The sequence below is a fragment of the Micromonospora sp. PTRAS2 genome (assembly GCF_054052245.1).
Window position 1 is genome coordinate 1 of sequence record NZ_JBSWBU010000021.1, and the last position, 22,804, is coordinate 22,804.

Annotated in this window: 16 protein-coding genes and 1 tRNA gene; 7 read left to right on the forward strand and 10 right to left on the reverse strand. The window is 73.1% G+C overall.

The window, feature by feature from the left end; all coding sequences use genetic code 11:
• Positions 1-29: 29 nt before the first annotated feature.
• From ACVMYR_RS31575 to ACVMYR_RS31600, 6 genes are all read right to left on the reverse strand, one after another.
• Positions 30-152 carry a hypothetical protein gene (locus tag ACVMYR_RS31575; RefSeq protein WP_457123559.1) on the reverse strand — a complete coding sequence of 41 codons (123 nt, stop codon included), beginning with the start codon at positions 150-152 and terminating at the stop codon, positions 30-32.
• 50 nt (positions 153-202) lie between these two features.
• The gene (locus ACVMYR_RS31580) at positions 203-2,236 is read right to left on the reverse strand and encodes a TOPRIM nucleotidyl transferase/hydrolase domain-containing protein (RefSeq protein WP_457123536.1); all 2,034 of its coding nucleotides are present in this window, start codon (positions 2,234-2,236) and stop codon (positions 203-205) included.
• A gap of 762 nt (positions 2,237-2,998) precedes the next feature.
• Positions 2,999-3,874, reverse strand: coding sequence for a tyrosine-type recombinase/integrase (locus ACVMYR_RS31585; RefSeq protein ID WP_457123537.1), 876 nt, complete (start codon positions 3,872-3,874; stop codon positions 2,999-3,001).
• Positions 3,875-5,158: 1,284 nt separating this feature from the next.
• On the reverse strand, positions 5,159-6,169 hold the full coding sequence (locus ACVMYR_RS31590; protein WP_457123538.1) for a tyrosine-type recombinase/integrase: 1,011 nt from the start codon (positions 6,167-6,169) through the stop codon (positions 5,159-5,161).
• Positions 6,166-6,465: an AbrB/MazE/SpoVT family DNA-binding domain-containing protein gene (locus ACVMYR_RS31595; RefSeq protein WP_457123539.1), complete on the reverse strand. Its 300-nt coding sequence runs from the start codon at positions 6,463-6,465 to the stop codon at positions 6,166-6,168. Before ACVMYR_RS31595 ends, ACVMYR_RS31590 begins: the two co-directional genes overlap by 4 nt.
• A gap of 299 nt (positions 6,466-6,764) precedes the next feature.
• Positions 6,765-6,848, reverse strand: a tRNA-Leu gene (locus tag ACVMYR_RS31600).
• Positions 6,849-7,083: 235 nt separating this feature from the next.
• Between ACVMYR_RS31600 and ACVMYR_RS31605 the strand changes: the two genes are divergently transcribed.
• The 5 genes from ACVMYR_RS31605 to ACVMYR_RS31625 all read left to right on the forward strand — a co-directional run bounded on the left by ACVMYR_RS31605 (position 7,084) and on the right by ACVMYR_RS31625 (position 16,661).
• Positions 7,084-9,216 carry a tetratricopeptide repeat protein gene (locus tag ACVMYR_RS31605; protein ID WP_457123540.1) on the forward strand — a complete coding sequence of 711 codons (2,133 nt, stop codon included), beginning with the start codon at positions 7,084-7,086 and terminating at the stop codon, positions 9,214-9,216.
• Between the two features lie 154 nt (positions 9,217-9,370).
• Entirely contained in the window at positions 9,371-12,004 is a 2,634-nt protein-coding gene (locus ACVMYR_RS31610) for a fibronectin type III domain-containing protein (RefSeq protein WP_457123541.1), read from the forward strand.
• 27 nt (positions 12,005-12,031) lie between these two features.
• Positions 12,032-13,051, forward strand: coding sequence for an AAA family ATPase (locus tag ACVMYR_RS31615; RefSeq protein ID WP_457123542.1), 1,020 nt, complete (start codon positions 12,032-12,034; stop codon positions 13,049-13,051).
• Between the two features lie 14 nt (positions 13,052-13,065).
• A complete protein-coding gene (locus ACVMYR_RS31620) occupies positions 13,066-14,241 on the forward strand; it encodes a DUF58 domain-containing protein (protein WP_457123543.1) in 1,176 nt (391 codons plus the stop codon).
• Positions 14,217-16,661, forward strand: coding sequence for a transglutaminaseTgpA domain-containing protein (locus ACVMYR_RS31625; RefSeq protein WP_457123544.1), 2,445 nt, complete (start codon positions 14,217-14,219; stop codon positions 16,659-16,661). Before ACVMYR_RS31620 ends, ACVMYR_RS31625 begins: the two co-directional genes overlap by 25 nt.
• Before the next feature lie 359 nt (positions 16,662-17,020).
• On the opposite strand, the gene ACVMYR_RS31630 is transcribed toward ACVMYR_RS31625, so the two are convergent.
• The gene (locus ACVMYR_RS31630) at positions 17,021-17,812 is read right to left on the reverse strand and encodes an SDR family oxidoreductase (RefSeq protein WP_457123545.1); all 792 of its coding nucleotides are present in this window, start codon (positions 17,810-17,812) and stop codon (positions 17,021-17,023) included.
• Positions 17,809-18,792 carry an LLM class F420-dependent oxidoreductase gene (locus tag ACVMYR_RS31635; RefSeq protein ID WP_457123556.1) on the reverse strand — a complete coding sequence of 328 codons (984 nt, stop codon included), beginning with the start codon at positions 18,790-18,792 and terminating at the stop codon, positions 17,809-17,811. Before ACVMYR_RS31635 ends, ACVMYR_RS31630 begins: the two co-directional genes overlap by 4 nt.
• 155 nt (positions 18,793-18,947) lie before the next feature.
• Here ACVMYR_RS31635 and ACVMYR_RS31640 point away from each other — a divergent pair, with 155 nt between their 5' ends.
• The gene (locus ACVMYR_RS31640; RefSeq protein ID WP_457123546.1) at positions 18,948-20,204 is read left to right on the forward strand and encodes a low temperature requirement protein A; all 1,257 of its coding nucleotides are present in this window, start codon (positions 18,948-18,950) and stop codon (positions 20,202-20,204) included.
• Between the two features lie 67 nt (positions 20,205-20,271).
• On the opposite strand, the gene ACVMYR_RS31645 is transcribed toward ACVMYR_RS31640, so the two are convergent.
• Positions 20,272-20,955: a maleylpyruvate isomerase N-terminal domain-containing protein gene (locus ACVMYR_RS31645; protein WP_457123547.1), complete on the reverse strand. Its 684-nt coding sequence runs from the start codon at positions 20,953-20,955 to the stop codon at positions 20,272-20,274.
• An 18-nt stretch (positions 20,956-20,973) separates the two neighbouring features.
• Positions 20,974-21,861 (reverse strand): phosphatase PAP2 family protein, encoded by an 888-nt coding sequence (locus ACVMYR_RS31650; protein WP_077939280.1) that lies wholly within the window; start codon positions 21,859-21,861, stop codon positions 20,974-20,976.
• A 166-nt stretch (positions 21,862-22,027) separates the two neighbouring features.
• Here ACVMYR_RS31650 and ACVMYR_RS31655 point away from each other — a divergent pair, with 166 nt between their 5' ends.
• Entirely contained in the window at positions 22,028-22,750 is a 723-nt protein-coding gene (locus tag ACVMYR_RS31655) for a DUF3159 domain-containing protein (protein WP_457123557.1), read from the forward strand.
• The last annotated feature ends 54 nt before the right edge of the window (positions 22,751-22,804 follow it).

A 22,804-nucleotide genomic window follows, 5' to 3' on the forward strand; every position in this document is an offset into this window, starting at 1 on the left:
CCTCCAGGGGTCCGAGCTCGCACCAGGATTCACCCGCCTTGATCCGTTACTTCGTCGATCACCAGCGGCAGCAGCAGCCCCGAGAACACCGTCTTCGTAAGATCATCGATCTCGCACACAAGGTCCCAACGACATCGACCACCTTCGGTCACCACCGAATGTGAGGCAGAGCCGTTCGTCTTACAGTCCCCAACACGGGAACTCAGCCGGCGGTAAGGCCGAGGTCTCGTCGCAAGAGCTTCCACAGCTCAACGACTCGAGCGGGGACCGCCGTGCGGTTGGCGAACCGAAACCCTAAGAGAGGTTTGTCCTTCCGCCCCGCGCCCAGGCTCAACTCCGCCCAGGCGGACGCGTCCACGGTCTCAAAGAAGGCTTCGATCTCGCCGTACCCCTTGCGGTCGCCCGTGCCGAACTCCGTGGCGAGCGTCCGCACTCGGTACGGCGCCCACCGGCTTACGGCCTCTACGAAGGCTTCGTTAGTCGGGTCGGCAGGGGCAGGTGCGGGGTGGGGCAGCTTCGTTAGGGCTTTGCCCGGGGCAAACGCTGGGCCGTCGGCGACGATGGCATACGGGATCCCGAGGGCCTCCATGAGCTGTGAGTGCTTGGCGAACCGTTCGTCGCCGCCCACGCTCAGAAACACGACATGCGACGACTCTGGAGTGGGCAGTCCCAGCTCGTCGACCCCAGCCAACCAGGTCTCGAAGGCGTCGACCTCCGTGGGGCCCTCGACGAGCACCACGCCTGCAGCGAAGAGAAGCGCTCGCAGTTGGGAGTGCCTCAAAAGCTCCTTCAGTTCGTCGAACTGGTGCTGGTCGAGCCGCGGCTGGTGGATCTTGGTGACACTCCGCTGACGGGTCAGTCGCGTAATGACGGCGAGGTCGGATGCATCGTTGACCGGCACGAGATCGGCGCTATGTGTAATCATGATCGTTTGCCGGCCGCGTCGATGCTTACGCAGGACTTGCAAAACGCGGCGCTGCGCGATGGCACTTACGTTGCTGGCCGGCTCGTCGAGCACCAGCGCGTGGTGATCACCAGTCAGGAGCGTCGCCAGCCATGCGCTTTCTTCCACTCCGGCACCGGCCAAGCGGAGTGAGAGGTCCACATCCCGGCCGGTGACGGGGTGGGTGTCGACCACAACGGGAGTTAGGAGCAGCTCGTGCGCTTCGGGGCCAGAGGCTTGCTGACGTATGTCAAGCCGCTGGTCGGTAATTTCTTGGAACACGTCTTGGACTGCACGGAATCGCGTTCGGTCGGCGGCGTCTCCGGTTTTGAGGCGAAGCAGTTCAATGGCCAGGCCACTGCCATCCTCCATGCTCTGCAGTGCATTGATCTCCACTGGCTCGATGATCGTTGTCACGGGCACGCGTCGGTTGTCGGTGACGACAAGCGACGACGAGATCAGGTAATCGAGAACCTGAGCGAAGTGAAGGTAGCCCTGGACTGTTTCGCGGAAAGCCGGGAAGTGGGCCATCAGCCGACGCAGCGAAGGCAGTTCAGGATCGTTGTGGCTACGGCGTGCGACCAATTCGACCGGATTGCCGGAATTGCAAAGATCGGCGAAAGCGAACGAGGCCAAAGCTTGTGCGTACGGCTCCTCCCAGTTCGGCGGTGTCACCTGGGCGGTGAGGTCGGGAACAGGAGTGCCATCCGGAGTACGCAAGGCTTCGTGGGGTCGCTTCCGTGAAGACACCCGTCCGGCCTCGTCAAACACCGGGCCAGACGTGCCGGTGAGGGTATGTCCGTGCCCTAGATCGAGGCGGGCGATCGGATCGATGGTCTGCCAGCACACGCCCCAGGGTTGACTTCGCCGGTCGTCACGGCGAACGATCAGTTGGCCCCGTGCAAGCAAATCGCCCGCCCGGAGGCTGTCGGGGAGGAGGCCGTCAAGCCGAGCCAGGGTCTGCGCATTCTGAAGCTGGAAGGCAGTCAGGAAGGCCGCTCGAGCCCAGTCCTCAATGAGCGCAAGCTCTCCCTCCCGATCGAACGTGATTTCAACCCTCGCCTCGAACCGAGGGCTTCCATACCGTCCAGCGAGAGACCACTCTTGCTCCAAGGTAGCAAAGTCGCCAGAAGCCGCCGCTCGTACGGCCGCCCCAGCAAGCCGCACCAGACGCCCCAGATTCGTCTTGCCGCTGCCGTTCGAACCAACGATCACCGACAACCCGTCCGGCACATCGAGACTTAGCTCAGCAAACGACAGGAGATCCACAGCGGCGATGTGAGACAGACGCATGGCATCCAGCAAACCAGCAGACAGCCTCACATTCGAAGCGCCTCGCCGGGGCGTAGGGGCATGCTCGCACGGACGAGCCGCGCAGAGGAACTGCGAGTTGAGTGCTGCCCGCGCAGCCGCCGCGATCGAACCACAGGTGTTCCATAGGCGACAGCCAGCCTTGGTGACCAGGTTCCTGAGCCCACTCGCCTAGGCCGAGCGGCACGGCCGAGATCCTCGCCCATGTCGGCGCTCGCGGCCTGCCGGTGGCCAGGCGAGGCCTTGGGGCGGACCTCGACGGCAGCCTGAGAGCACGTTCGGGATGTGGGCTGGTCAGGCGTGTCGCACAGTGGGTGCGATCGATGGGCTGGGCATGGTGGGTGGGCGGGTATGGATCAAGCACGGCGGTACCCGTCTGACATGACGATGCCAAGTGGGAGATCATCGAGCCGATGCTGCCGTCGCCGCAGTGAATGGTCAGACCGGAGAAGCATCCTCGTCGGGCGATCGTCGACGCCGTCTGCGCAGTGCGGACCGGCTGCGCGTGACGGTACCTGCCGGTCGCCCTGGCAGACCGTGTACTCCCACTCCCAAGTAAGAAACCGGCGGGGCGTGACCGAGCGGATCCTCACCGAACTGCGGAAGCAGGTCCGCCTGGCCCACGACCGGTAGCCCGAGCCGACAACAGGGACCATCGACTCCCAGAGCGTGCGGGCTGGCGACACCGTGCACCGCGACATAGCGGCTACGACAGCGGGAAGAGGGTCAACGGTCGCGAGCGGTTCATCGTGACCGACACCCTGGGTCTGTGAGCTCCCCCCGCTTTGATGGAGCGCCTCCCCCCAAGCCACTGAGCGGAGGGTTCACCAGTCCAGGCCGCGTGGCGTCGTCGGCCAACGTCCCTACTGGAGCTACGTTCGCGGCGCGGGGTAGGAGCGGGTGGTCTTCCCCGGTCAAGGCGCTCAGGGCGCGTGCAACTTCGTACACGTCCGCTCTGACGTACGTGCTGGTCGTGCCTGCGTCTGACCTGCCGTTGTGGCCTGCGTAGGCGCGCGCTATGCCGTACCCGAAGTTGCGCTCCACCCACGTCAGCGTGGTGTGGCGCAGCCAGTGGGTGCTGACTTGTTGCGCCCCGACCCAGGGGAGGTGTCTTCCCAGGCGTTGCCAGAGATGGTCGTAGCGACGGCTGGTGATGGGAGCGCCCGTCCGATATCTCAAGAGCTGAGCGTTTGCTTCACCGGCACCTCGTTCCTCGATGTGCTGGAGCAGGCAGCCGGCTAGCGTAGGCGAGACGGGCTGCCAACGGACGGTGCCGCCCTTCTCGTGCAGCTGGAGGAGGCACTGGTCAGTGTCGAGGTCTGTGCGGTGGAGCGCCAGCGCTCCTCCTCGCCTGCATGCGGTTTCGAGGTGGAGCCTCAGCAGGAGAGTGTCGAGGTTCGGATCGTTTCCGGTCGTACCTGCAATGTTATTGATCATCGCCAGTTGCCGTTCGTTGAGTGCCCGACGGGTACTGGCTAGGCGCCGTGGCTTCGGAACGCGCTTCGCCGGGTCGTCGCGCTCAGCGATGAGGCCGTCGGCTACGGCGTGGCTGTAGAGACATCGCAGCGCGGAGATGAGGTGTTCGGCGGCGCTGCGGCCGCCCCGCGAGTTTCGGCGCACGACCGTATTCTATTTCGCCTGCTCGGCAAGTTGTCTTATCTCGGAAGAAGTCGGCTCGCTCAATCGTCGACTGCCCCAGGCGGCGCTCACTCGACTCCAGTAAGTTCCGTACAACCGCCGCGTTGCTGGCGTGACGGCCATACACACACGCTCGATGTACTCGTCGAACGTCGGCACCTCACGGGATCCCGCAGCCCCCGATACGAGTTGCTCAGGAGTAACTCCCATCCGGGCGAGGATGGCGCGTATCGCCTCCAGTTCTCCACTGCTGAGACCAGTGGGTTCCGCGCCTGTCACAGCACCTCACCACCATGCGTTGCGAGGTATGAAAGGAGCGCTAACTCAAGGAAGCCCGCGGCCACGACCATCAGCAGGCCATCTGCGTGATGCGCTGCTACTAGCAGACGTTCCCCCGGCATGATGCCAGCGCTCGCCCGGACTGCCCGCGACAGGCGGAGATGGCCTTGTGAGGTGATCACCCATTCTCGCCGCTGACTTGCCGAAACCCTAACGACTCCCTCCTGAACCCTGATCTCCACCGGGTCACCAGGCGACCAGCGCATCGCCCGCAGAACGGAACGGTTTGCTAGGCGCCCGCGCAGGTCGACCACTGTTAGGCAGTAATAAGCCTGCGGCTTTCTCGACCTCCCACCAATTCGAGGGAGAGGAAGCCCACCGGGAGCAGGGGGTGGAACAACGGTATCGCGCTGGCGAACATGGCTACCACTTGCCCGCAGGACACCCTGGTGCACGTCGCCGAAACTCGGAAGGATCATGTCCAGCGGCCAGACTTGAGGCTCACGACACATTGAGACTTTGTCGGGATAATAAACTCCATCTCATCCTCTCACATGAGCCACCCCAGAACCTCGAGGTTGCACTGCGACCGCACCCGAGCAGGCGACACGCCGGGATATCGCGGCCCGCGAAAGCCACGCCTTCGACGCAACCGACGCCAGTCAGCCCGCTCATCGAGATTCTGCTACAACTCAGCCGATCATTCGATGCTACGCACCAACCCGATAAGCACCAAGGGAAAGAACCAGGAGTGGCCGATTCGGCGCCTCCTGTCGAGAGGTGCCAACAATACCGCTCCTGAGCCCACGCCAGAGCGACCTTGCATCGTAAGCGTGAGCACAGCGACCCTGCAATCGGTGACGAGGAAGGTCGCGTTCTTCCACAGTCGGAGAGTGATAGGTACCTGGTGTCGGCTGGAAGAGGGTCTGCTGCACCGGCAGGGTGAGCCTGTACATGTCGGCCAGACCCACCCTGCCTCCGCGGTAGCTACGCCAGGGGATGGGGCTCGTTGGTGAGGGCTGCGAGCGCGGCGGCTACCTCCTGGAGGCTCGCCCGCACGTAGGTCGTGGTGGTGCCGACGTCTCCGCCGCTGTCGGAGTGACCGGCGTACGCACGTGCCACCGCGTAGCCGAAGTTCCGCTCCACCCAGGTCAGCGTCGTGTGCCGCAGCCAGTGCGTGCTGATTTGCTGCACGTACACCCAGGGCAGGTGCTCACCGATACGGACCCACAGGTGGTCATAGCGTCGGTAGGTGATCGGCTGACCGTTCCGATACCGCAACAACTGGCTCGTACCCGTGGCGTGCCGCTCCTCGGCATGCCGTTGCAGGTGTCGCATCAGGGTCGGTGACACCGGCTGCCAGCGCACCGTGTCTCCCTTCTCCCGCAACAGGATCAGGCACTGATCTGGGTCGAGGTCGACCGGACGCAGCGCCAGCGCCCCGCCCCGCCGGCACGCCGTCTCGGTATGCAGCCGCAGCAGCAGACTGTCCAGCGCCGGATCGTCACCCGTGCTGGCGGCCACAGCGTTGATCTCCGCCAGCCGGGTGTCCGCCACCGCCCGCCGGGTGCTCGGCAACCGCCGTGGTTTGGCCACCTTCAACGCCGGATTGTCCGCCGCCGTGATGAACCCGTCGGCGACCGCCCGCTTGTACAGACACCGCAACGCCGCGATCAGGTGTTCCGCCGCGCTGCGCCCGCCACGGGCGTTACGCCGGGCCACCACATGCTTCTTGACGTACTCCGCCAACTGCTCGATCTCCGACGGGGACGGCTCGTCCAGCCGTCGCTGCCCCCAGTGCTCCACGACCCGGTTCCAGTACGAGCCGTACGCCCGCCTGGTGCCCGCCGCCGACACGACCGGAACGTACTCGGCGAACGTCGGCGCCGGCGGCCGCGCGGACGCCGCCTCGACAAGATCAGCCGGCGAGATCCCCATCCGCGCCAGCAACAACCGCGCCGCGTCCAACTCGGCCCGCCCCGCCGTGCTGTCGCTCATGCGCCGTCACCACCAAGGACCGCCAGGTGGGCCTGGGCGATCATCGCGTCCAACGCAGCCGGAGGGTGCACCACGAGCCGGGAGGTCTCCGGCTCAGCCGCCAGGAACACCCGGTCACCGGCGGCCAGCCCACACCACTGCCGGACCACGGCCGGCAACCGCAGGCGCCCCTCCCTGGTCACGGCGAACACGCCCCGCTCGTCGGCGGCCACGATGACCAACCCGCCGTGTTCCCGGATGTCGAGGCGACGGCCCGGAGCCCAGCCCAGAGCCCTCATCACCGTCCGGTCGGCCATACGTCCATGACAATCCAGCGTCACCAGGCCATAGACCGTGCGCGCAATACGGCGGGGGTCCGCGAGCCTCGCCAACGGCAGAGGCGGTCGCCTGGCGACGCCAGTGGATGATCTTCCGCCACCGGCACTCACCTGGCCGGGCAGAGCCACAGCCGGAACGACAGTGGAAGCAGCAGAGGTGCTCACGATGCCCACCGCCCCGCCAGCGGGACAGCCAAGGGCTTACAGAGAGTCAACGAGGGTGGTTGAAGCCGCTCAACCACCGCTCCGCACAACGTCGCATGAATGCTACGCGGGAGTGTCCGAGGGGGGACTTGAACCCCCACGCCCTATACGGGCACTAGCACCTCAAGCTAGCGCGTCTGCCATTCCGCCACCCGGACCTACTCGCCCAGCCTACCGTGTCGACCAGAGGTGACTTCGCCACCCTCCGGCCGCCCCGGTGGGCCGCACGGGGGCTTACTTTACACGGCGCACGTGGATCATGCACATCACCCTTTGGCCGCGACGTCCGCCCAGCTCAGAGGCGGCGACGGCCGGCCTTGAGGGCGCCTGGGAACGATCATGGCCGACCCGGCGGGTGGCGTCGGGACGCCCTCTCCGGGCAGCATGGCTGACGTGTCACAGCCCTCTCCCCTGGCCGCACTCCAGCACCGGGCGCTCGCGCTACGCGCCGCCGGCGACGTCGCGGGTGCCTGCCGGCTGTTGGCCGACGCGATCGACCCGCTGAGGGCCAGCTTCGGCGAGGACCATCCGGAGGTCCTGGGCACCGCCCACCTGCTGGCCCGCCTGCATCGCGAGGCCGACGACCCGGCCGCCGCGCGACGCGTACTGGAGGAGGCCCTCGCGGCCGGCGAACGCCGGTGGCATCCGGCGGACCCGCTGATGCTCGCGTTCTCCTTCGACCTCGCCTCGGTCGCCGAGGAGCTGGGCAACCGGCACGAGGCCCGCCGCCACTACTCGCGGGTGGCCGAGGCCGGTCCCGCCGTGCTCGGTGCGGACCACCCGGCGGTGCAGGCGGCCCGGCACTACCTCGGGGGCGCGGGGGCGGGCACGACGCCGCCCCTTCCTCCCGTTCCTCCCCCGCCACGCTATCCGACCACACCGCCGGTGCCGCCGGCGTTCCCGCGTCAGCCGCCACCGCCACCGCTGCCGGTTTCCGCCCCGCCACGGCAGCCGCCACCGCCTCCGCCCCGGATCCCGGCGCCGTCCCGGTCGCCGGAGTCCGCCGCGCCCGCCACCACCCGGCACGGGTCGGAGCCGCCGCAGCCGGCGACAGTGCCGGGGGTGCCGCCAGCGCCGCCGGTGGCCGCGCCCCCGGCGGCTGCGACGAAGCCCACTTCCGGCACCGACGCGCCGCCGCAACAGCCGGTCTCGCCATGGGCTCCGCAGGCGGCACCGCCGGCACCACGGATCCCGGCTCCCCCACGGCCGGGGCCCGGGGGGCAGGGCGGGCCGGTGCCGCAGCCGCCGCCCGCTCCGACGCGCGGTTGGGACGAGCCGACCATCCAGGTACGGCAGATCGACCCCCTGCTGCGGGAGGAGGCCGCCCGGCAGGAGGCCATCCGGGCGGCGACCGGACCGGGCGGCGACAGTTCGCCGGCCCCGGCGATCGGGGCGGGCCCTTCCGGGGGCGCTCCGCCGGGCGGCGGGCCCGTGAGCGGCGTACCCGCCAGCGCACCACCGTTGCGCGCCACACAGGACGATGGTCGACCGGCCGGCGACACTCCGGTCAGTGGAAGCCCGATCAGCGGCGTCCCGGTCAGCGGCACCCCGATCAGTGGGAGCCCCGTGCCGCCGTGGGGCATGACCGCACCGCCCTGGAGCGGGGTCTCGCCGCCGCAGTCGCCGGCCGAACCGGTCGGCGCGGAGCCCACCACCCGGGACGACGCTGAGCCCACCGCACCGATCGGAGCTGAGCCCACCGCACCGGGCTGGGCGGGCCACCCGCCCGCCGAGAGCACGGACCAGCCGGGGCCGCGCGGCCAGGTCCACGGGGCAGCGCAGCCGGACGTGCCCGTGCCGCCACCGGCACCGGACCGCCGCCCGGCGGCCCGACCCCACCAGCCGCCGTGGCCCGGTCAGGGGGCGGTCGAGCCGGGACCGGTCGGTCACGGGCACGCACCGGTCGACCACGGTCCGGTCGAGCACGGGCCGGTCGAGCACAGGCCGGTCGCACAGGAGTGGGACGGGCAGTCGGGGCAGGGCGGGCCGGCGTGGCCCGAGCGGGGCGGCGGGGAAGCCGACGACGGTTACCCTTCCCCGCGCGAGGCGTGGCAGACGACGTACCCCCAGGAGGAACAGGCCGGGCGCGGCCGGCTGATGGTCGTCGTGGCCGTGGTGGTGGCCCTGGTCGTGCTCGTGGTCATGGTCGGCGTCGCGGTGCTGGTGCTCGGCCACGACGGGGCGCCGCCGCCAACGCAGGCGACGCCGCCGTCGGCGGCGGCCGGGCCGACGGTGGACGGACCGCCGCCGGGTGACCTGAAGCTGCGCGACGACAGCAGCACGATCACCCTGACCTGGACGGACCCGTCGGCCGGCGCGGTGCCGTTCATGGTGGCCGGCGGCCGGGCCGGGCAGAAGCTGGGGGTGATGGCCACGGTGGACCCGGGGCAGACCAGCTACACGGTGAACGGGCTGAACGCCCGGGTGGACTACTGCTTCACGGTGCTCGCCGTGTACTCGACCGACGCGTTCGCCACGTCCGGGCAGGTGTGCACGCAGCGGGAGCGGACCGCCACGCCGCGCTGATCGACCGTCCACTTGGCATGCACGCTGGGTGCGCAGGGGCCGACGGTGCGGGTTTCCCCTGTCTCAGGGTGGCCATATGATGGCACCCGGCTCACGGGAGGGTCGCCGGTGGACGGCGGTCACCTGCCACGACGACACGGGGAGGCAGCCGCTTGTGGCCACCATCGACGACGCCGTGAGCACGGAACCGGGTGCGTCCCGCCGGCGGCGCTGGCGCGGTGGCCTCGTCACCGTCGGCACGGTGTCCGCGCTGCTGGCCGCGATGGGGCTCACCGTCCTCGGGTTGGGCGCCGCCGACAACGCGGTGGCCAACTACGACGCCAGCAGTTGGCTGTGGAGCGCGGCGCGCAGCGAGCTGGCGCGGGTCAACGGCGTGACGGCGCGGGTGGACACGCGGGTGGAGGTGCCCGACTCCCGACGGCACCCGGTGCAGGTCGTCCAGACCGACCGGCTGCTGGTCCTGCGCGACCTGAACACCGGGCAGGTCAGCTCGCTGGACCTGGCCACCCTCCAGATCACCGCCACCACCCGGACCACCCCCGGGCTGGGCGTCAACGTGGCGCTGCACTCCGATGCCGCGTTCGTGGTGGACGCCGTGCAGGGCATCGTCCGGCAGCTCGACCCGCGTTCCCTGGCCCCAGTGGGCGAGCCCGTGCGCTACCCGCCGGGCATCACCGGCGGGGCGTTCGACGGCGAGGGCCGGCTGTGGATCGCCGTGCCGGCCGAGGGCACCGTCTCGGCGGTCACGGCGGCGGAGCTGCCGTCCGAGCCGGGCTCCGCCGCGCCGCCGGGAAGCGGCATCTCGCCGAAGAGGATCGAGACGTACGACGTCGCGGAGCCCAGCCACGAGCTGGTGGTCTCCACGCTGGACGACGGGGTGGCGGTGCTCGACCGCACGGTCGGCGCGTTGGTGCGGGTGCAGCGCGGCGAGGTGGTCCGCACGCCGCTGACGATCACCGGTCCGGGGTCGCTGCCGGCGCGGACGAGCGGGCCGAAGGTGCCGGTTACCGTCCCCGGCGAGCGGAAGGTCCACGTGATCGGTGCCGGCGGCGAGGAGCGACAGTTCACCGTGCCGGGGCGGGGCGACAAGCTCAGCCCGGCCGTGGCGTGGGCGGACCGCTTCTACTGCGCCGACGAGTCGACGGGCACCGTCTACTCCTTCGACGCTTCCGGCCAGCTCGTCGACACGATCGGCGGCAAGGGTGCCACCGGCCCGCTGGAGCTGGAGGTGCGGGAGAACCGGCTGTTCATCAACGCGCCGGACTCGTCGACCGCCCGGGTCGTCGACGACAAGCACCAGGTGCGCGAGGTCAACAAGTACGCCAACGACGTGCTCGGCGGCGACCCGCCGCCGGTGCCCCCGCCGCCGCCACCGCCGAAGAAGCCGAAGGTGGGCAAGCCGAGCGCGCCGCGCAGCGTCACCGCGTCGGCCGGCAACGCGCGGGCCCGGGTGAGCTGGCGGCCGGCGGCCGCGAACGGTGCGGAGATCATCCGGTACGTGGTGGAGGGTGCCGGCGAGCGCCGCGAGGTGGGTGCCAACCAGCGGTCGGTGGAGGTCACGGGCCTGACCAACGGCGAGACGTACCGGTTCTCGGTGCACGCGGTCAACGCCAAGGGCGACGGCCCGGCGCGGTCCAGCAACCCGGTGACCCCGACCGCGGCGGTGCCGGACCCGCCGTCGGGCGTCACGGCCGAGGCCCGACCCGACGGCACGGTCCTGGTGAAGTGGCCGGCGGCGAACGGCCAGGGCAACACCATCGCGAAGTACGCGGTGACGGCGACCTCGGCGGGCGCCAACGCCCCGGCCGGCGAGTCGACGAAGACGGAGCTGGTCGTGCCGGCCGGCGAGCTGGACTACGGCACGCAGTACGCGTTCACGGTCGTCTCGGTCAACGACAGGGGCGCCGGCTCGGCGGCGTCGCCGGTGAGCAACAGCGTGGTGCCGTTCGCCGCGCCCGGCACGCCGGTCGACCTGCGGGCGACGACGGTGGCGAACCGGCCGGGCACCGTGGCGGTGCAGTGGTCGCCGGCTGCGGCCAACGGCCGACCGGTGACGAAGTACCTGGTGGAGGCGGGGGGCCGCAGCAGCGAGGTGACCGACACCCGGGCCACCGTGGACGGCCTGGGCGACGGGCAGAGCGTCACGGTGACGGTGAAGGCGGTCAACGAGGCGGGCCCGGGCGCGGCGGCGACGGCCACCGCCCGCACGGTGGCACCGCCTCGGGTCACGGTCACCGGTTCGTCGGCGACGGCCACGGCGGTCACGGTGAACTTCACGGTGGACGCCGGCGGCGGGCAGGCCACCTGCACGGTCAGCGTCCCGGGCGAGAAGCCGGTCACCGCGCGCAACTGCGCCAGCGCGACCGTGCCGGGCCTGACGCCGGGCACGGCGTACACGGCGACGGTGACGGCCAGCAACGCCGCCGGGGAGGGCACGGCGAAGCGGTCGCAGAGCACCGACCCGCTGTACGGGGTCGCGACGTGCAACAACGGTCCCGACGGCGACCAGCGGACGTACTGCGACAAGGATGTGGCCGGCCGCAACGGCAACGAGATCTTCTCCGTTCCCCAGCAGGACAACGACAAGCAGGTCGGCTGGGCCAGACCGGGCACCCGGTTGAAGGCGTACTGCAAGCGGCAGGGCGAGAACGTCGACTCCTGGATCTACAACGGCCAGAAGCAGAGCAGCTGGTGGGTGCGGGTCGAGTTCGAGGGGAAGAACTACATCCCGTGGGCCTGGCTCAACCTCGAAGGCGGCGACAACATCAACGTCCTGCCGACCTGCTGACCGCGCCACCAGGCAAGGAGCACCGCCGTGAACACGCACGAACCGCTCACCCAGCCGGAGGTGCAGGGCTTCGCGGCCCTCGCCGCCCGGCTGGCGGAGAACGTCAACTCGGTGGTGCTGGGCAAGCCGAAGGTGGTCCGGCTGGCGTTGACGGCGTTGTTCGCGCAGGGGCACGTGCTGCTGGAGGACGTGCCGGGGGTCGGCAAGACCACCCTCGCGCGGGCGATCGCCGCGACGGTGAAGGGGCGGTGGCGGCGCATCCAGTTCACCCCGGACCTGCTGCCCTCGGACGTGTCGGGGGTGACCATCTTCAACCAGGCCACCCGGGGTTTCGAGTTCCACCCGGGGCCGGTGTTCGCCAACATCGTCATCGCCGACGAGATCAACCGGGCGTCGCCGAAGACCCAGTCGGCGCTGCTGGAGGTGATGGAGGAGCGCACGGTCACGGTGGACGGGGTCCGGCATCCGGTGCCGCAGCCGTTCCTGGTAGTGGCCACGCAGAACCCGGTGGAGATGGACGGCACGTACCGGCTGCCGGAGGCGCAGCTCGACCGGTTCCTGGTGAAGCTGTCCGTCGGGTATCCCGACGAGGCGGTCGAGGTGGAGGTGTTGCGCGGGGCGACGGTCCGCTCCCCCGAGGCGCTGCCGGCGATCACGGACACCGACACGGTCGGTGAGATGGTGCGGATGGCCCAGCGGGTGCACATCGCCGAGCCGTTGTACGCGTACGCGGTCCGGCTGGCCGCCGCGACGCGGGGTCACCCGCAGGTGCGGGTGGGGGTGAGTCCCCGGGGGGTGATCGCGCTGACCCGGGCGGCGTGCGCGTACGCGTTGATCGACGGGCGGGGCTGGATCATGCCGGAGGACCTGAAGGCCCTCGCCGAGCCGGTGTTCGCGCACCGGCTGCTGCTCACCTCCGATGCGCAGGTGCGCGGGGTGAGCGCCGCCGAGGTGCTGCGCCAGGCGGTCGCCTCGGTGCCGGTGCCGCTGCCGTCGGGCCAGGTCGCCCCGGCCCCGTCCCCGGCCTCGCCCCTGGTGCAGGGCTGAGGCGGCTGCGGGGCGTGGGGATCACCGCCCGGGGTGCCGGGCTGCTCGTGGCTGCGGTGGTGCTGCTCGCTGCCGGTTTCCGGTTCGCGTACCCGGAGTTGACGCTGCTGGGCGTGGCGGCGGCCGCGGCGGTGGGCTACGCGCTGCTGGTGGCGCTGTGGCGGCCCCGGCTGGAGGTGACGCGGCGCGCGGACCCGGACCGGGTGTCGCGGGGCGAGCCGGCGCGGATGGTGCTGACGGTGCGCAACGCGGGGCGGCTGCGGGCGGCGAACCTGCTCGCGGAGGACCGGTGCGGTGACCGGACGGTGCCGGTGCCGGTACTGCGGTTGCGGCCGGGGCGGGACACGACGGTCGACTACGACGTGCCGACGGACCGCCGGGGGGTGGTGCCGGTCGGGCCGCTGCGGGTGACCCGGCGCGACCCGTTGGGGCTGGTGGCGCTGGCGCGGTCGTATTCGGCGGTGGTGCCGGTGTGGGTGCACCCGCGGATCCACCCGCTGACGGCGGTGCCGACGGGCGCGGGGCGCAGCCTCGACGGCCGGGTGGACGGGGTGCCGCAGGGTTCGATCACCTTCGACTCGCTGCGGGAGTACGTGGTGGGCGACGAGCTGCGCCGGGTGCATTGGCGCACCAGCGCCCGGGTGGGCGAGCTGATGGTGCGGGAGAACGTCGACACCAGCCTGCCCCGGATCGTGGTGCTGCTGGACAACCGGGCGACCGCCCACCCGGGCCGGGATCCGGAGTCGTTCGAGTCGGCGTGCGAGGCGGCGGCGTCGGTGGTCGCGGCGGCGCTGCGCGCCGACCTGCCGGTGTCGTTGCTGCTGGTCGCGCCGGAAGGGCTGGCCACGCCGGAGGGGCCGGCCGGGGAGGCCGCCGGCGTGGGGGTCGGGCCGCTGGACCGGCTCGCCGCCGCCCGGCTGGACACCGGGGACGCCACGGCGGCGTTGCGCGCGGCGGCGACCCGGCTGCGCCGGGACCGGCTCGGCGACACGTTGGTCTTCCTCACCGGGCCGGGCGGGCGGGGCGAGCTGGGGCATCTCGGCGCGCTGCGCGGGGCGTACCCGTCGGTGGTGGTGGGGGTGTTCGGGGCGACGGAGCCGGCGCCGGCCGGCGCGACGGGGATCGTGGTCGTCGACGCCGCCGACGGGGCGGCGTTCGCGGCCGAGTGGGACGGGGTCCGCCGGTGGTGAGGGGGTGGCGGGCGCTGCGGGCGGCGCCGCTGCCGGTCGCGCTGGTCGCGATGGTCGCGCTGACCGGGGTGGTGCTCGGCCGGGTGTACGCGGGTGGGCTGCTGACCCGGCTGGTGGTCGGCGCGGCGGTCGGTTCGGTGCTGGTGAGTGTGGCCGCCCGACGGCTGCCGTCCTGGCTGGTCGCCCCGCTGTCGGTGGTGGGCCTGGCCGGTTTCACGGCGTGGTCGCTGCGGGTGTCGGCCGACGCGGCGGGGCTGCCGGGCTCGCTGGTCGAGGTGGCGGCGGACGCGGCCCGCAACGGCATCCCCCGGCTGCTGACCGCGATGATCCCGGTGGAGCCAACGCCGGACACGGTGCTGGTGCCGCTGGTCGCGGCGTGGCTGGCCGGGCTGGCGGGGGCGGAGGTGGCGCTGCGGGCCGGCCGGGTGCTGCTGGGCTACCTGCCGCCGGCGCTGCTCTACGCCGGGGCGGTGTACGTGGTGGGGCCGAACGCGGACCCGGCGGTGTGGCCCACGGTGGCGTTCGCGGCGGTCGCCGCGCTGGGGCTGGCGGTGCCGTCCGGCCGGCCGGGCCGGTCGGCCCCGGATCCGACGGCCGGGCTGGCGCCGGGGGTGCGGGCGGCCGTTCGGGTACGCCTCGCCGCCACCGCCGCCGCCGGCCTCGTCGTGGTGGTGGGGCTGGCGGCCGTGGTCGGGCCGGTGGTGGCGGGCCGGGTCGACGAACGCCCGGTGGACCCGCGCCGGTACGTGGAGCCGCCGCAGGTGGAGTCGCTGGACGAGAACCCGCTGATCCGCATCTCCGGCTGGGCGTTGAATCCGCAGCAGAAGCTGCTGGACGTGGCCACCGAGCGCCCGGACGCCCCGGATCCGGCTGGCTCCCCCGCCGGCCCGCCCGGTGCCGCCGGGGAGACCGGCGGGGGCCGGTCGGTGCGGATCCGGCTCGCGGTGCTCAGCGACTACGACGGGGTGACCTGGCGGGTCGGTGCGACGTACCGCAACGCCGGCCGGATCCTGCCGGCGGCGCAGCCCGCGCCGGGGGCGACGGTGGAGACGGTCCGGCAGGAGATCACCGTGGCGGACCTGAGCGGGCGGCTGCTGCCGGCCGTGGCCACCCCGCGTGAGGTCGGCGGGGCCCGGGTGGCGTACGACCCGCTGACGGGGACGCTGATCCGGCCGGAGGGGCTGACGCCGGGGCTGCGGTACACGGTCACCTCGGCGGCGGAGCGGCCCGACAACAACCTGCTCGCCACGGCGGACGTGCCGGCCGGGGAGGAGGTGGCCCGGGTGCTGCGGGTGGCCGACGGGGTGCCCGACCCGGTGCGCCGGCTCGCCGCCCAGCTCGCCGAGGACAACGGGGCCCCGTACGCGCGGGCGGCGGCGATCGAGCAGTTCCTCGCCGAGCACTACCGGGTGGTGGCGGACGCGCCGAGCGGGCACGCGTACCCGAATCTGAACTTCTTCCTCTTCGGCCCGCGCAACGGCGGCGGGCAGCGCGGCACGTCGGAGCAGTTCGCGGCGGCGTTCGCGGTGCTGGGCCGGCTGTCGGGGTTGCCGACCCGGGTGGTGGTGGGCTTCTCCTCCAGCGGGAATGGGCCGGTGCGGGCGGCCGACGCGTTCGCCTGGCCGGAGGTGCTCTTCTCCGGGCTCGGGTGGGTGGCGTTCGATCCGCTGCCCCGCCCGGACGACGAGCCGCGCCCGGTGGAGGAGGACTTCCGTCCGGTGCCGGAGGACCCGCCGCCGTCGGAGGTGCCCGAGCCGACCCTGGAGCCGACGGAGGCGCCGCCGCCGCAGGCGGGGCCGGCGCGCCCGGTCGACTCGGGCGGGTTGTCGACGCCCGTGCTGGTCGGTGGCGGCGCGGGCGGCCTGCTGCTGGTGGTGGGGGCGGTGCTGGCGGCGCTGGTCGGGATGCGTCGGGCGCGGTCGCGGGCCCGACTGTCCACGGGCGACCCCGGCCAGCGGATAGCCGGCGCCTGGCGGGAGGTGACCGACGCGCTGCGGCTGGCGGGTCGGCCGGTGGGCGGGGACCTCGCCGCCTCGGAGGTGGCGGAGCGGGCCCGCGCCGCCCTGGCCGAAGCCCGCGCCACCCGGACCGACCGCAGCGACCGTGAAGCCGGGAAGGAGCGTGACGCCTTGGCCGACCGCGCCGCCGGGGCCGACCGCGAAGCCTTGGCCGTCACGCGCACGGCTCGCGCCACCGCCGGTGCCGTCGACCCCGCCGCCGCTGCCGTGCCGCCCGACCTGGCGGAGCTGGCCGGGGTGCTCAACCGGCTCGCCTTCGCGCCGGGCGCTGCCGCGAACGAGCAGGCGGACCGGGCCGCCGCCCTGGCCGGCGAGTACGTCGCCGCCCTACGCAGCGCCCGCCCCTGGTGGCGCCGGCTGCTCTGGTCGATCCATCCTGGCCCACTACGCTGGCGCCCCTGACCCGCCCGCCACCCACCACCCGACCGCCCGCGCACCGGGCACCCGCACCGGCGGCACCGGCGGCACCGGCGATCTTGCACTTGCGGCCCTTGGAAAGTCCATTTCGCCCCGTAATGCCGGGGCCACAAGTGCAAGATCGCGGAGATGAAGGGACACCGACGGGCAGCGCGGGCAGGGCCCGTGCACCTAACCCGCGTGGAGCCGGCCCGACCCGCCTGCGACAAGATCGTGCTCCTACCTGGATCGAGTGGCATCGGCGTCGCGTGGAGGCCACTCGATCCCGGATCGAGCCCGATCAAGACCGGGCACGGCGGGCCCAGGCGAAGGCGCGGAGGCGGGCGGGGCGCGGGTGAGCGGGGTCAGGCGCGGAGGCGGCGGACCAGTTTGCGGAGGCCGGCCTGCCAGCCGTCCGGGTCCTCGGCGCGACGGAGGGCGTGCTGCGCGACCTCGGGGTGAGGCAGGATGAGGAAACGCTCCTCGGCCAGGCCGGCTATCACCGCGTCGGCCACCCGGTCGGGGTGCAGCACCGCGCCGGACGCGGCGATCACCCGCGCTCCGAGGTGCCCGGTGGCCAGCCCTTCGGCGAGCATCGGCGTGTCCACCCCCTGCGGGCAGAGCGCGCTGACCCGGATGCCCTGGTCCCGGTAGGTGACGGCGAGCCACTCGGCCAGGCCCACCGCCGCGTGCTTGGTCGCGGTGTACGGGGCGTCGCCGACGGCGGTGAGCAGCCCGGCGGCCGAGCAGGTGTGCAGCAGGTAGCCCTGCCCCCGGGCCAGCATCCCGGGCAGCACGGCCCGCGTGGAGTGGACGTGGGCGAGCACGTTGACCCGCCAGGCCCGGTCCCAGTCGGCGTCGGCGGCGTCCAGCCCCGCCGCCGTGGCGACGCCGGCGTTGGCGCAGAACAGGTCGATGTGGCCGTACCGCCGCTCGGTGTCGGCCACCAGCGCGCGGACCTGCTCCTCCACGGTGACGTCGAGGCCGGCGGCGTGGACCACCGGGCCGACGGCGGCGGCGACGGCGCGGGCGGCGTCCGCGTCGAGGTCGGCCACCACGACGGCCGCCGCGCCCTCGGCGGCGAACCGGCGGGCGAGGGCCGCGCCGATGCCGCCGGCGCCGCCGGTGATCACGGCCACCCGGCCGGTGAGGTTCACGTCGGCTCCCCGCCCCCGACCGGCCCGAGCCGGGCGATCAGGTCGGCCAGGGCCGCCGGGCCGCCGGCGGCCAGCTCGGGCGTGGGCAGCAGGGCCAGCACGGGTACGTCCACTCCGGCGTCGGCGTAGCGGCGCACCTGGTCGCGGCACTGTTCGGGGGACCCGTGCAGCACGAGCGCGTCGACGACCTCGTCGGGCACGGCGGCTGCGGCGCCCCGCCGGTCCCCGGCCGCCCAGGCCCGCCACACCGGGTCGAGGATCTCCGCCCGGCCCAGCCAGCGGTGGAACGCCGCGTACGCGGGCACCGTCAGGTAGGTGGTGATCAGCCGGCGGCCGAGGGCGCGGGCGTGGCCGGCGTCGGAGGTGGGGCAGACGAAGATCCGGGCGACCACCTCGAACCCGTCGGGCCGCCCGCCCAGCTCGGCGACGGCGGTGGGCACGTCCTCGGCGGCGAGCCAGTTGAGGATCACCCCGTCGGCCTCGGCGGCGGCCAGCCGCAGCATGCCCGGGCGCAGGGCGGCCAGCAGCAGCGGCGGCGGCACGGCCGGCGGCCGTTCCAGGGTGAACCGGCGCACGGCGAAGGTGTCGAACGCGCCGTCGACGGTCTGCCCGGCCAGGGCGGCGCGCAGGAAGCGCAGCACGTCGCGGGTGCGCTTGAACGGTTCGTCGAAGGCGACGGCGTTCCAGTCGCCCACCACCACCGGGGAGGACGCGCCGATGCCGAGCGCGAACCGGCCGGGGGCCGCCTCGGCCAGCGCGGCGGCGCTCATCGCGAGCAGCCCGGGGCCCCGAGTGAAGGCGGGGGCGATGGCGGTGCCGAGCCGCAGCTCCGGCTGCCAGGCGGCGGCCAGCGCCAGCGGGGTGAACGCGTCGGCCCCGTTGACCTCGGAGGACCACACGTCGGTGAAGCCGGCCCCGTGCAGGGTGGCGTAGGCGGCGGCGTGGTCGGCCAGCGGGAGGCCGCCCAGCGGCACGGTCATGCCCCATCGGTTCGTCACCGGTCGATCCTGCCCGCTGCCCCGCGCTTCCGGCAAGGGCGGCGGATCGTGGCGGATCCGGGGGAACCGGGCCGGGGCGGCGGGCCGGGGTGCTACGACTGCCAGGTGGAACGGTACGACGGCGGGAGCCGCTGAGCATGGCCGCCGGGGCGGACCGGCCCGGCCGGTGGTGGCGCGCACCCCCGCCGGGCTGGGTGAGCGGCCTGCAGCCGGCGAGCGCCGGAGCGACCCGGGCCACGTTCCTGGAGCTGTTCTTCGACCTGGTGTACGTCTTCGCGCTGACCCGGGTGTCGGCGCGGGCGTTCGAGGACCTGGCGGTGGAGGCGGGCGGCACGAGCGGCTGGTCCCCGTTCACGGGCACGGGGAAGACACTGCTGCTCCTGCTGGCGCTCTGGTCGGTGTGGCAGGGCACCGCGTGGACCACCAGCCGGTACGACCCGTACCACTTCGGGTTGCAGGCGGTGGTGGTCACCGCGCTGGTGGCGAGCATGGTGATGGGGGTGGCGATCCCCCGCGCGTTCACGGTGAGCGGGTTGGCGTTCGCCGCCGCGTACGTGGTGGCGCAGGTGACCCGGCCGCTGCTGCTGCTGGTGGCGCTGGGCCAGCACGAGTACCGGCAGCTGAAGCTGCGCATGTTGATCACCTACCTGTTCCTCGGGGTGCTCTGGCTGACCGGCGCGTTCCTGCCCACGAACCCCCGGGTCGTGCTGTGGGCGGCGGCGCTGGCCGGCGAGTACCTCGCCTCCCGGTTCGGCTGGCCGGTGCCCGGGCTCGGCCGTTCCATGGTCAACCGGTGGCAGGTGGTCGGCGAGCACCTCGCCGAGCGCTACCAGCAGTTCTTCCTGATCGCGTTGGGCGAGACGATCCTGGTGGCCGGGTTCGCGTACAGCGCCCACCCGTTCGGGCTGGCGCGGACGGCCGCCTTCGGCACGGCCATCGTGATCTCGGTGCTGCTGTGGCGGATCTACTTCCAGCGGGCCGGGCAGATCCTGCCCGAGGCGGTGGCGAAGGCGACCCGGCCGGCGGTCATCGGCCGGTCCGCCGCCGACACCCACCTGGTGATGGTGGTCGGCCTGACCGCCACCGCGATCGGCTACGAGCTGACCATCGAGCACCCGTTGGGCCATCCGGCGGCGGCCTGGATCGCCATGGTGGTGGGCGGCCCGGTGATCTTCCTGGCCGGCCGGGCCCGCTTCGAGTACGAGGTCTTCGGCCGGGTGTCGCGGTCGCGGTGGATCGCGGCGCTGGCACTGCTGGCGGCCGTACCGGTGCTGTTGCACGTGGCGACGCTGGTGTCGGCCGCGGCGGCGGCCATGGCGCTGCTGGCGGTGGCGGTGGCGGACGCCCGGCGGGCCTGGGGCCGCCCGCCGGAGCAGCCCGCGCCGCCGTTCTGACCCCGCCCGCGAGCCGGGCCGGCGGGCCGCCAGGGCGCCCCCTGACGACCTCGGGGTGCCCGACGGGTCAGCCGCCGAAGGCGAGCAGGCGCAACCCGGCGGCCCCGAGCGCGGTCCGCTCCCGGCCGGTCAACGGGTCCCGGCCGGTGGCCTTGCGGAGCACCGTCAACCGGTCCCAGCCGAGTTCGGGCGGCACGGCCCGGCCGCCGGTCAGCAGCGCCGCGACGACCTCGGCCGCGGTCGGGGTCAGCCAGGGTCCGCGGCCCAGGGCGGCGGCCAGGTCCAGGCCGTGGACGCCGACCTCGACCACCCGGGTCACCAGGAACTCGGTCAGGGCCATCGCGTCGCCGTGCCGGGTGCGGACCACCCGGTCGACGCTCTGGCGGGCCACCGCCGCGTCGGCCGCGCGCCAGTCCCGGTCGAACGCGGCGGCGATCCCGGCCGGGTCGGTCGCCTCGCGGGCCTGCCGGCGGGCGCTGTCGACCCGGTCCCGGTCGACCTGCGGGGCGAACTTGGCCGCGCCGAAGTAGCCGGCGGCGTCCACCTCGGCGCGGGGCGGGGCCGGGGCGGCGAGCATGCCGGTGAGCCGGCCGGCGCCAGCGTGGACGTGGGCGACGAGGTCGCCTACCGCCCAGGGCGGGCAGTCGGTGGGCCGGTCCAGGTCGGCGGGGGTGAGCTCGCGCAGGACGTCGCCCAGCGCCGTGCACTCGTCGCGGAACGCCGCCCGCACCGTGTCGTGGGCCGTCCGCATCGATCCTCTCCTCCGCCGTCAGCCCTTGACGCGGGGCACCAGGCGGTGCACGACGGCGAGCACCAGCGCCGCCACCACGGCCATCGTCCCGGCGATGCCGGCGGCGCTGCCGGCGTAGCCGACGAACAGCGACCGCCGGCCCATCTCGTCCGGGTCGAGTTGGGGCAGGTCGACCAGCCAGGACAGGGCCAGCGCCGAGGCCACCACGGCGATCGCCCCGCCCAGGCCGAGCAGGACGGCGGCGACCCGGTGCGCGTCGGCGGGCTCCACCTGGGCCTGCTCCCGCTGGGTGACCAGGAGCAGCAGCCCGGCCAGCGCCGCCCAGACGCCGACGACGAGGAACGCCGCGACGGCGTCGCTGGGCCGGTGCCAGCCGGCGGAGAGCGTGGCCACGCCGGCCACGGCCGCGTACGCGGTGCCGAGGTACGCGCCGAGCACCCGGACCGTGGGCGGGAGGACCAGGATCAGCGCGAGGGCTACCGACGCGGCCACGGTGGTGTGCCCGCTGGGCAGGCTGTTGCCGGCGGCCGACCGCTCGGGGTCGATGCCGAAGTCGGGCCGGGCCAGGAAGTGTTTGAGCAGCTGGGTGCTCACGTTCGCCCCGGCGATGAGCAGGGTCGCCGTGATGGCCAGGGCGACCCGCCGCCGGATGAGCGCGATGAAGCCGATCATCGCCGTCGCGGCCAGCAGCGACAGCGCGGACATCGTGTTGAGGATGCGGTTCACCGGCTCGGCGATGCGGTCCTGGCCGATCCGGTTGCCGGTGAGGGCGACCGTGTCGAGCCACTGGCCGAGCTCGGTGTGCAGGGCGGCGCGCCACACCACGAGGAAGGCGGCTGTCTGGGCCAGGGCCAGTACGACCAACCAGACCGCCGTCCAACCCCTCGCCGTCGCGCGCACCCGCACACCGTAGCGGCACTCGCCGGAGCGTTCCCCGGTGGCCCGCCGGGGCCCTGCGGTTAGTTTGGGGCGGACGTACAGGAGGTTGCCGGTGACCGCCGCACCCGGGCCCGAAGGCCCTTCGCACCCCGTTCCGTCGCCGCCGGCCGACCGGCCCGAGTCCCTCGCCGACCTGCTCGGCGGGCGGCGCGGTGCGGTGGACGCCACCGCACCGCCGGTGGCGTTCGCGCTCGGCTGGCTGGCCACCGGTCACTCACTGGTCGGCGGGGTGGCCGCCGCCGTGGTGGCCGGCACGGCGGTGGCGGCGTGGCGGCTGCGCCGGGGCGACCGGCCACGGTCGGTGCTGATCGGGCTGCTCGCGGTCTGCGTGGCCGCCCTGATCGCGTTGCGCACCGGGCGGGCCACCGACTTCTTCCTCGTCCAGGTGCTGTCGAACGTGGCCAGCGCGCTCGCCTGGGCCGTGAGCATCGTGGTCCGCTGGCCGTTGCTGGGCGTCCTCGTGGGGGTGGCGCTGCGGCAGCGGGGCCGGTGGCGGCGCGACCCGGCGCTGCTGCGGGCGTACGGGCGGGGCAGCTGGGTGTGGGCGGCGACGTACGCGCTGCGGGTGGCGGTGTTCGTGCCGCTCTACCTGGGCGGGCAGGTGGTGGCCCTGGTGGTGGCGCGGGTGGCGCTGACCTGGCCGCTGGTGGCGTCCGCGCTGGCGGTGAGCTGGCTGGTGATCCGCCGGTCGCTGCCGGCCGGGCATCCGGGGCTGCGGCACCCGGTGACCGTGCCCGACCCTGCGCCGGAGGCTGGGACGGGGCCCGGTGCGGGGCCCGGTGCGGGGCCCGGGACGGGGCCCGGGACGGGGACAGAAAGGGAGAGGCCGCCACGGGGGGAGCGGCCTCTCCGGTGACGTACGTTACTCCGTCCGCGACCGTCACGTGATCCCTGGACGGTCACTTTTTCC

Bases quoted from the DNA above. Each gene is read 5' to 3' on its own strand.
- ACVMYR_RS31580 (WP_457123536.1), bottom strand. From the start codon at position 2,236: ATGCGTCTGTCTCACATCGCCGCTGTGGATCTCCTGTCGTTTGCTGAG.
- ACVMYR_RS31590 (WP_457123538.1), bottom strand. From the start codon at position 6,169: ATGAGCGACAGCACGGCGGGGCGGGCCGAGTTGGACGCGGCGCGGTTG.
- ACVMYR_RS31595 (WP_457123539.1), bottom strand. From the start codon at position 6,465: ATGGCCGACCGGACGGTGATGAGGGCTCTGGGCTGGGCTCCGGGCCGT.
- ACVMYR_RS31635 (WP_457123556.1), bottom strand. From the start codon at position 18,792: ATGACCGTGCCGCTGGGCGGCCTCCCGCTGGCCGACCACGCCGCCGCC.
- ACVMYR_RS31640 (WP_457123546.1), top strand. From the start codon at position 18,948: ATGGCCGCCGGGGCGGACCGGCCCGGCCGGTGGTGGCGCGCACCCCCG.
- ACVMYR_RS31645 (WP_457123547.1), bottom strand. From the start codon at position 20,955: ATGCGGACGGCCCACGACACGGTGCGGGCGGCGTTCCGCGACGAGTGC.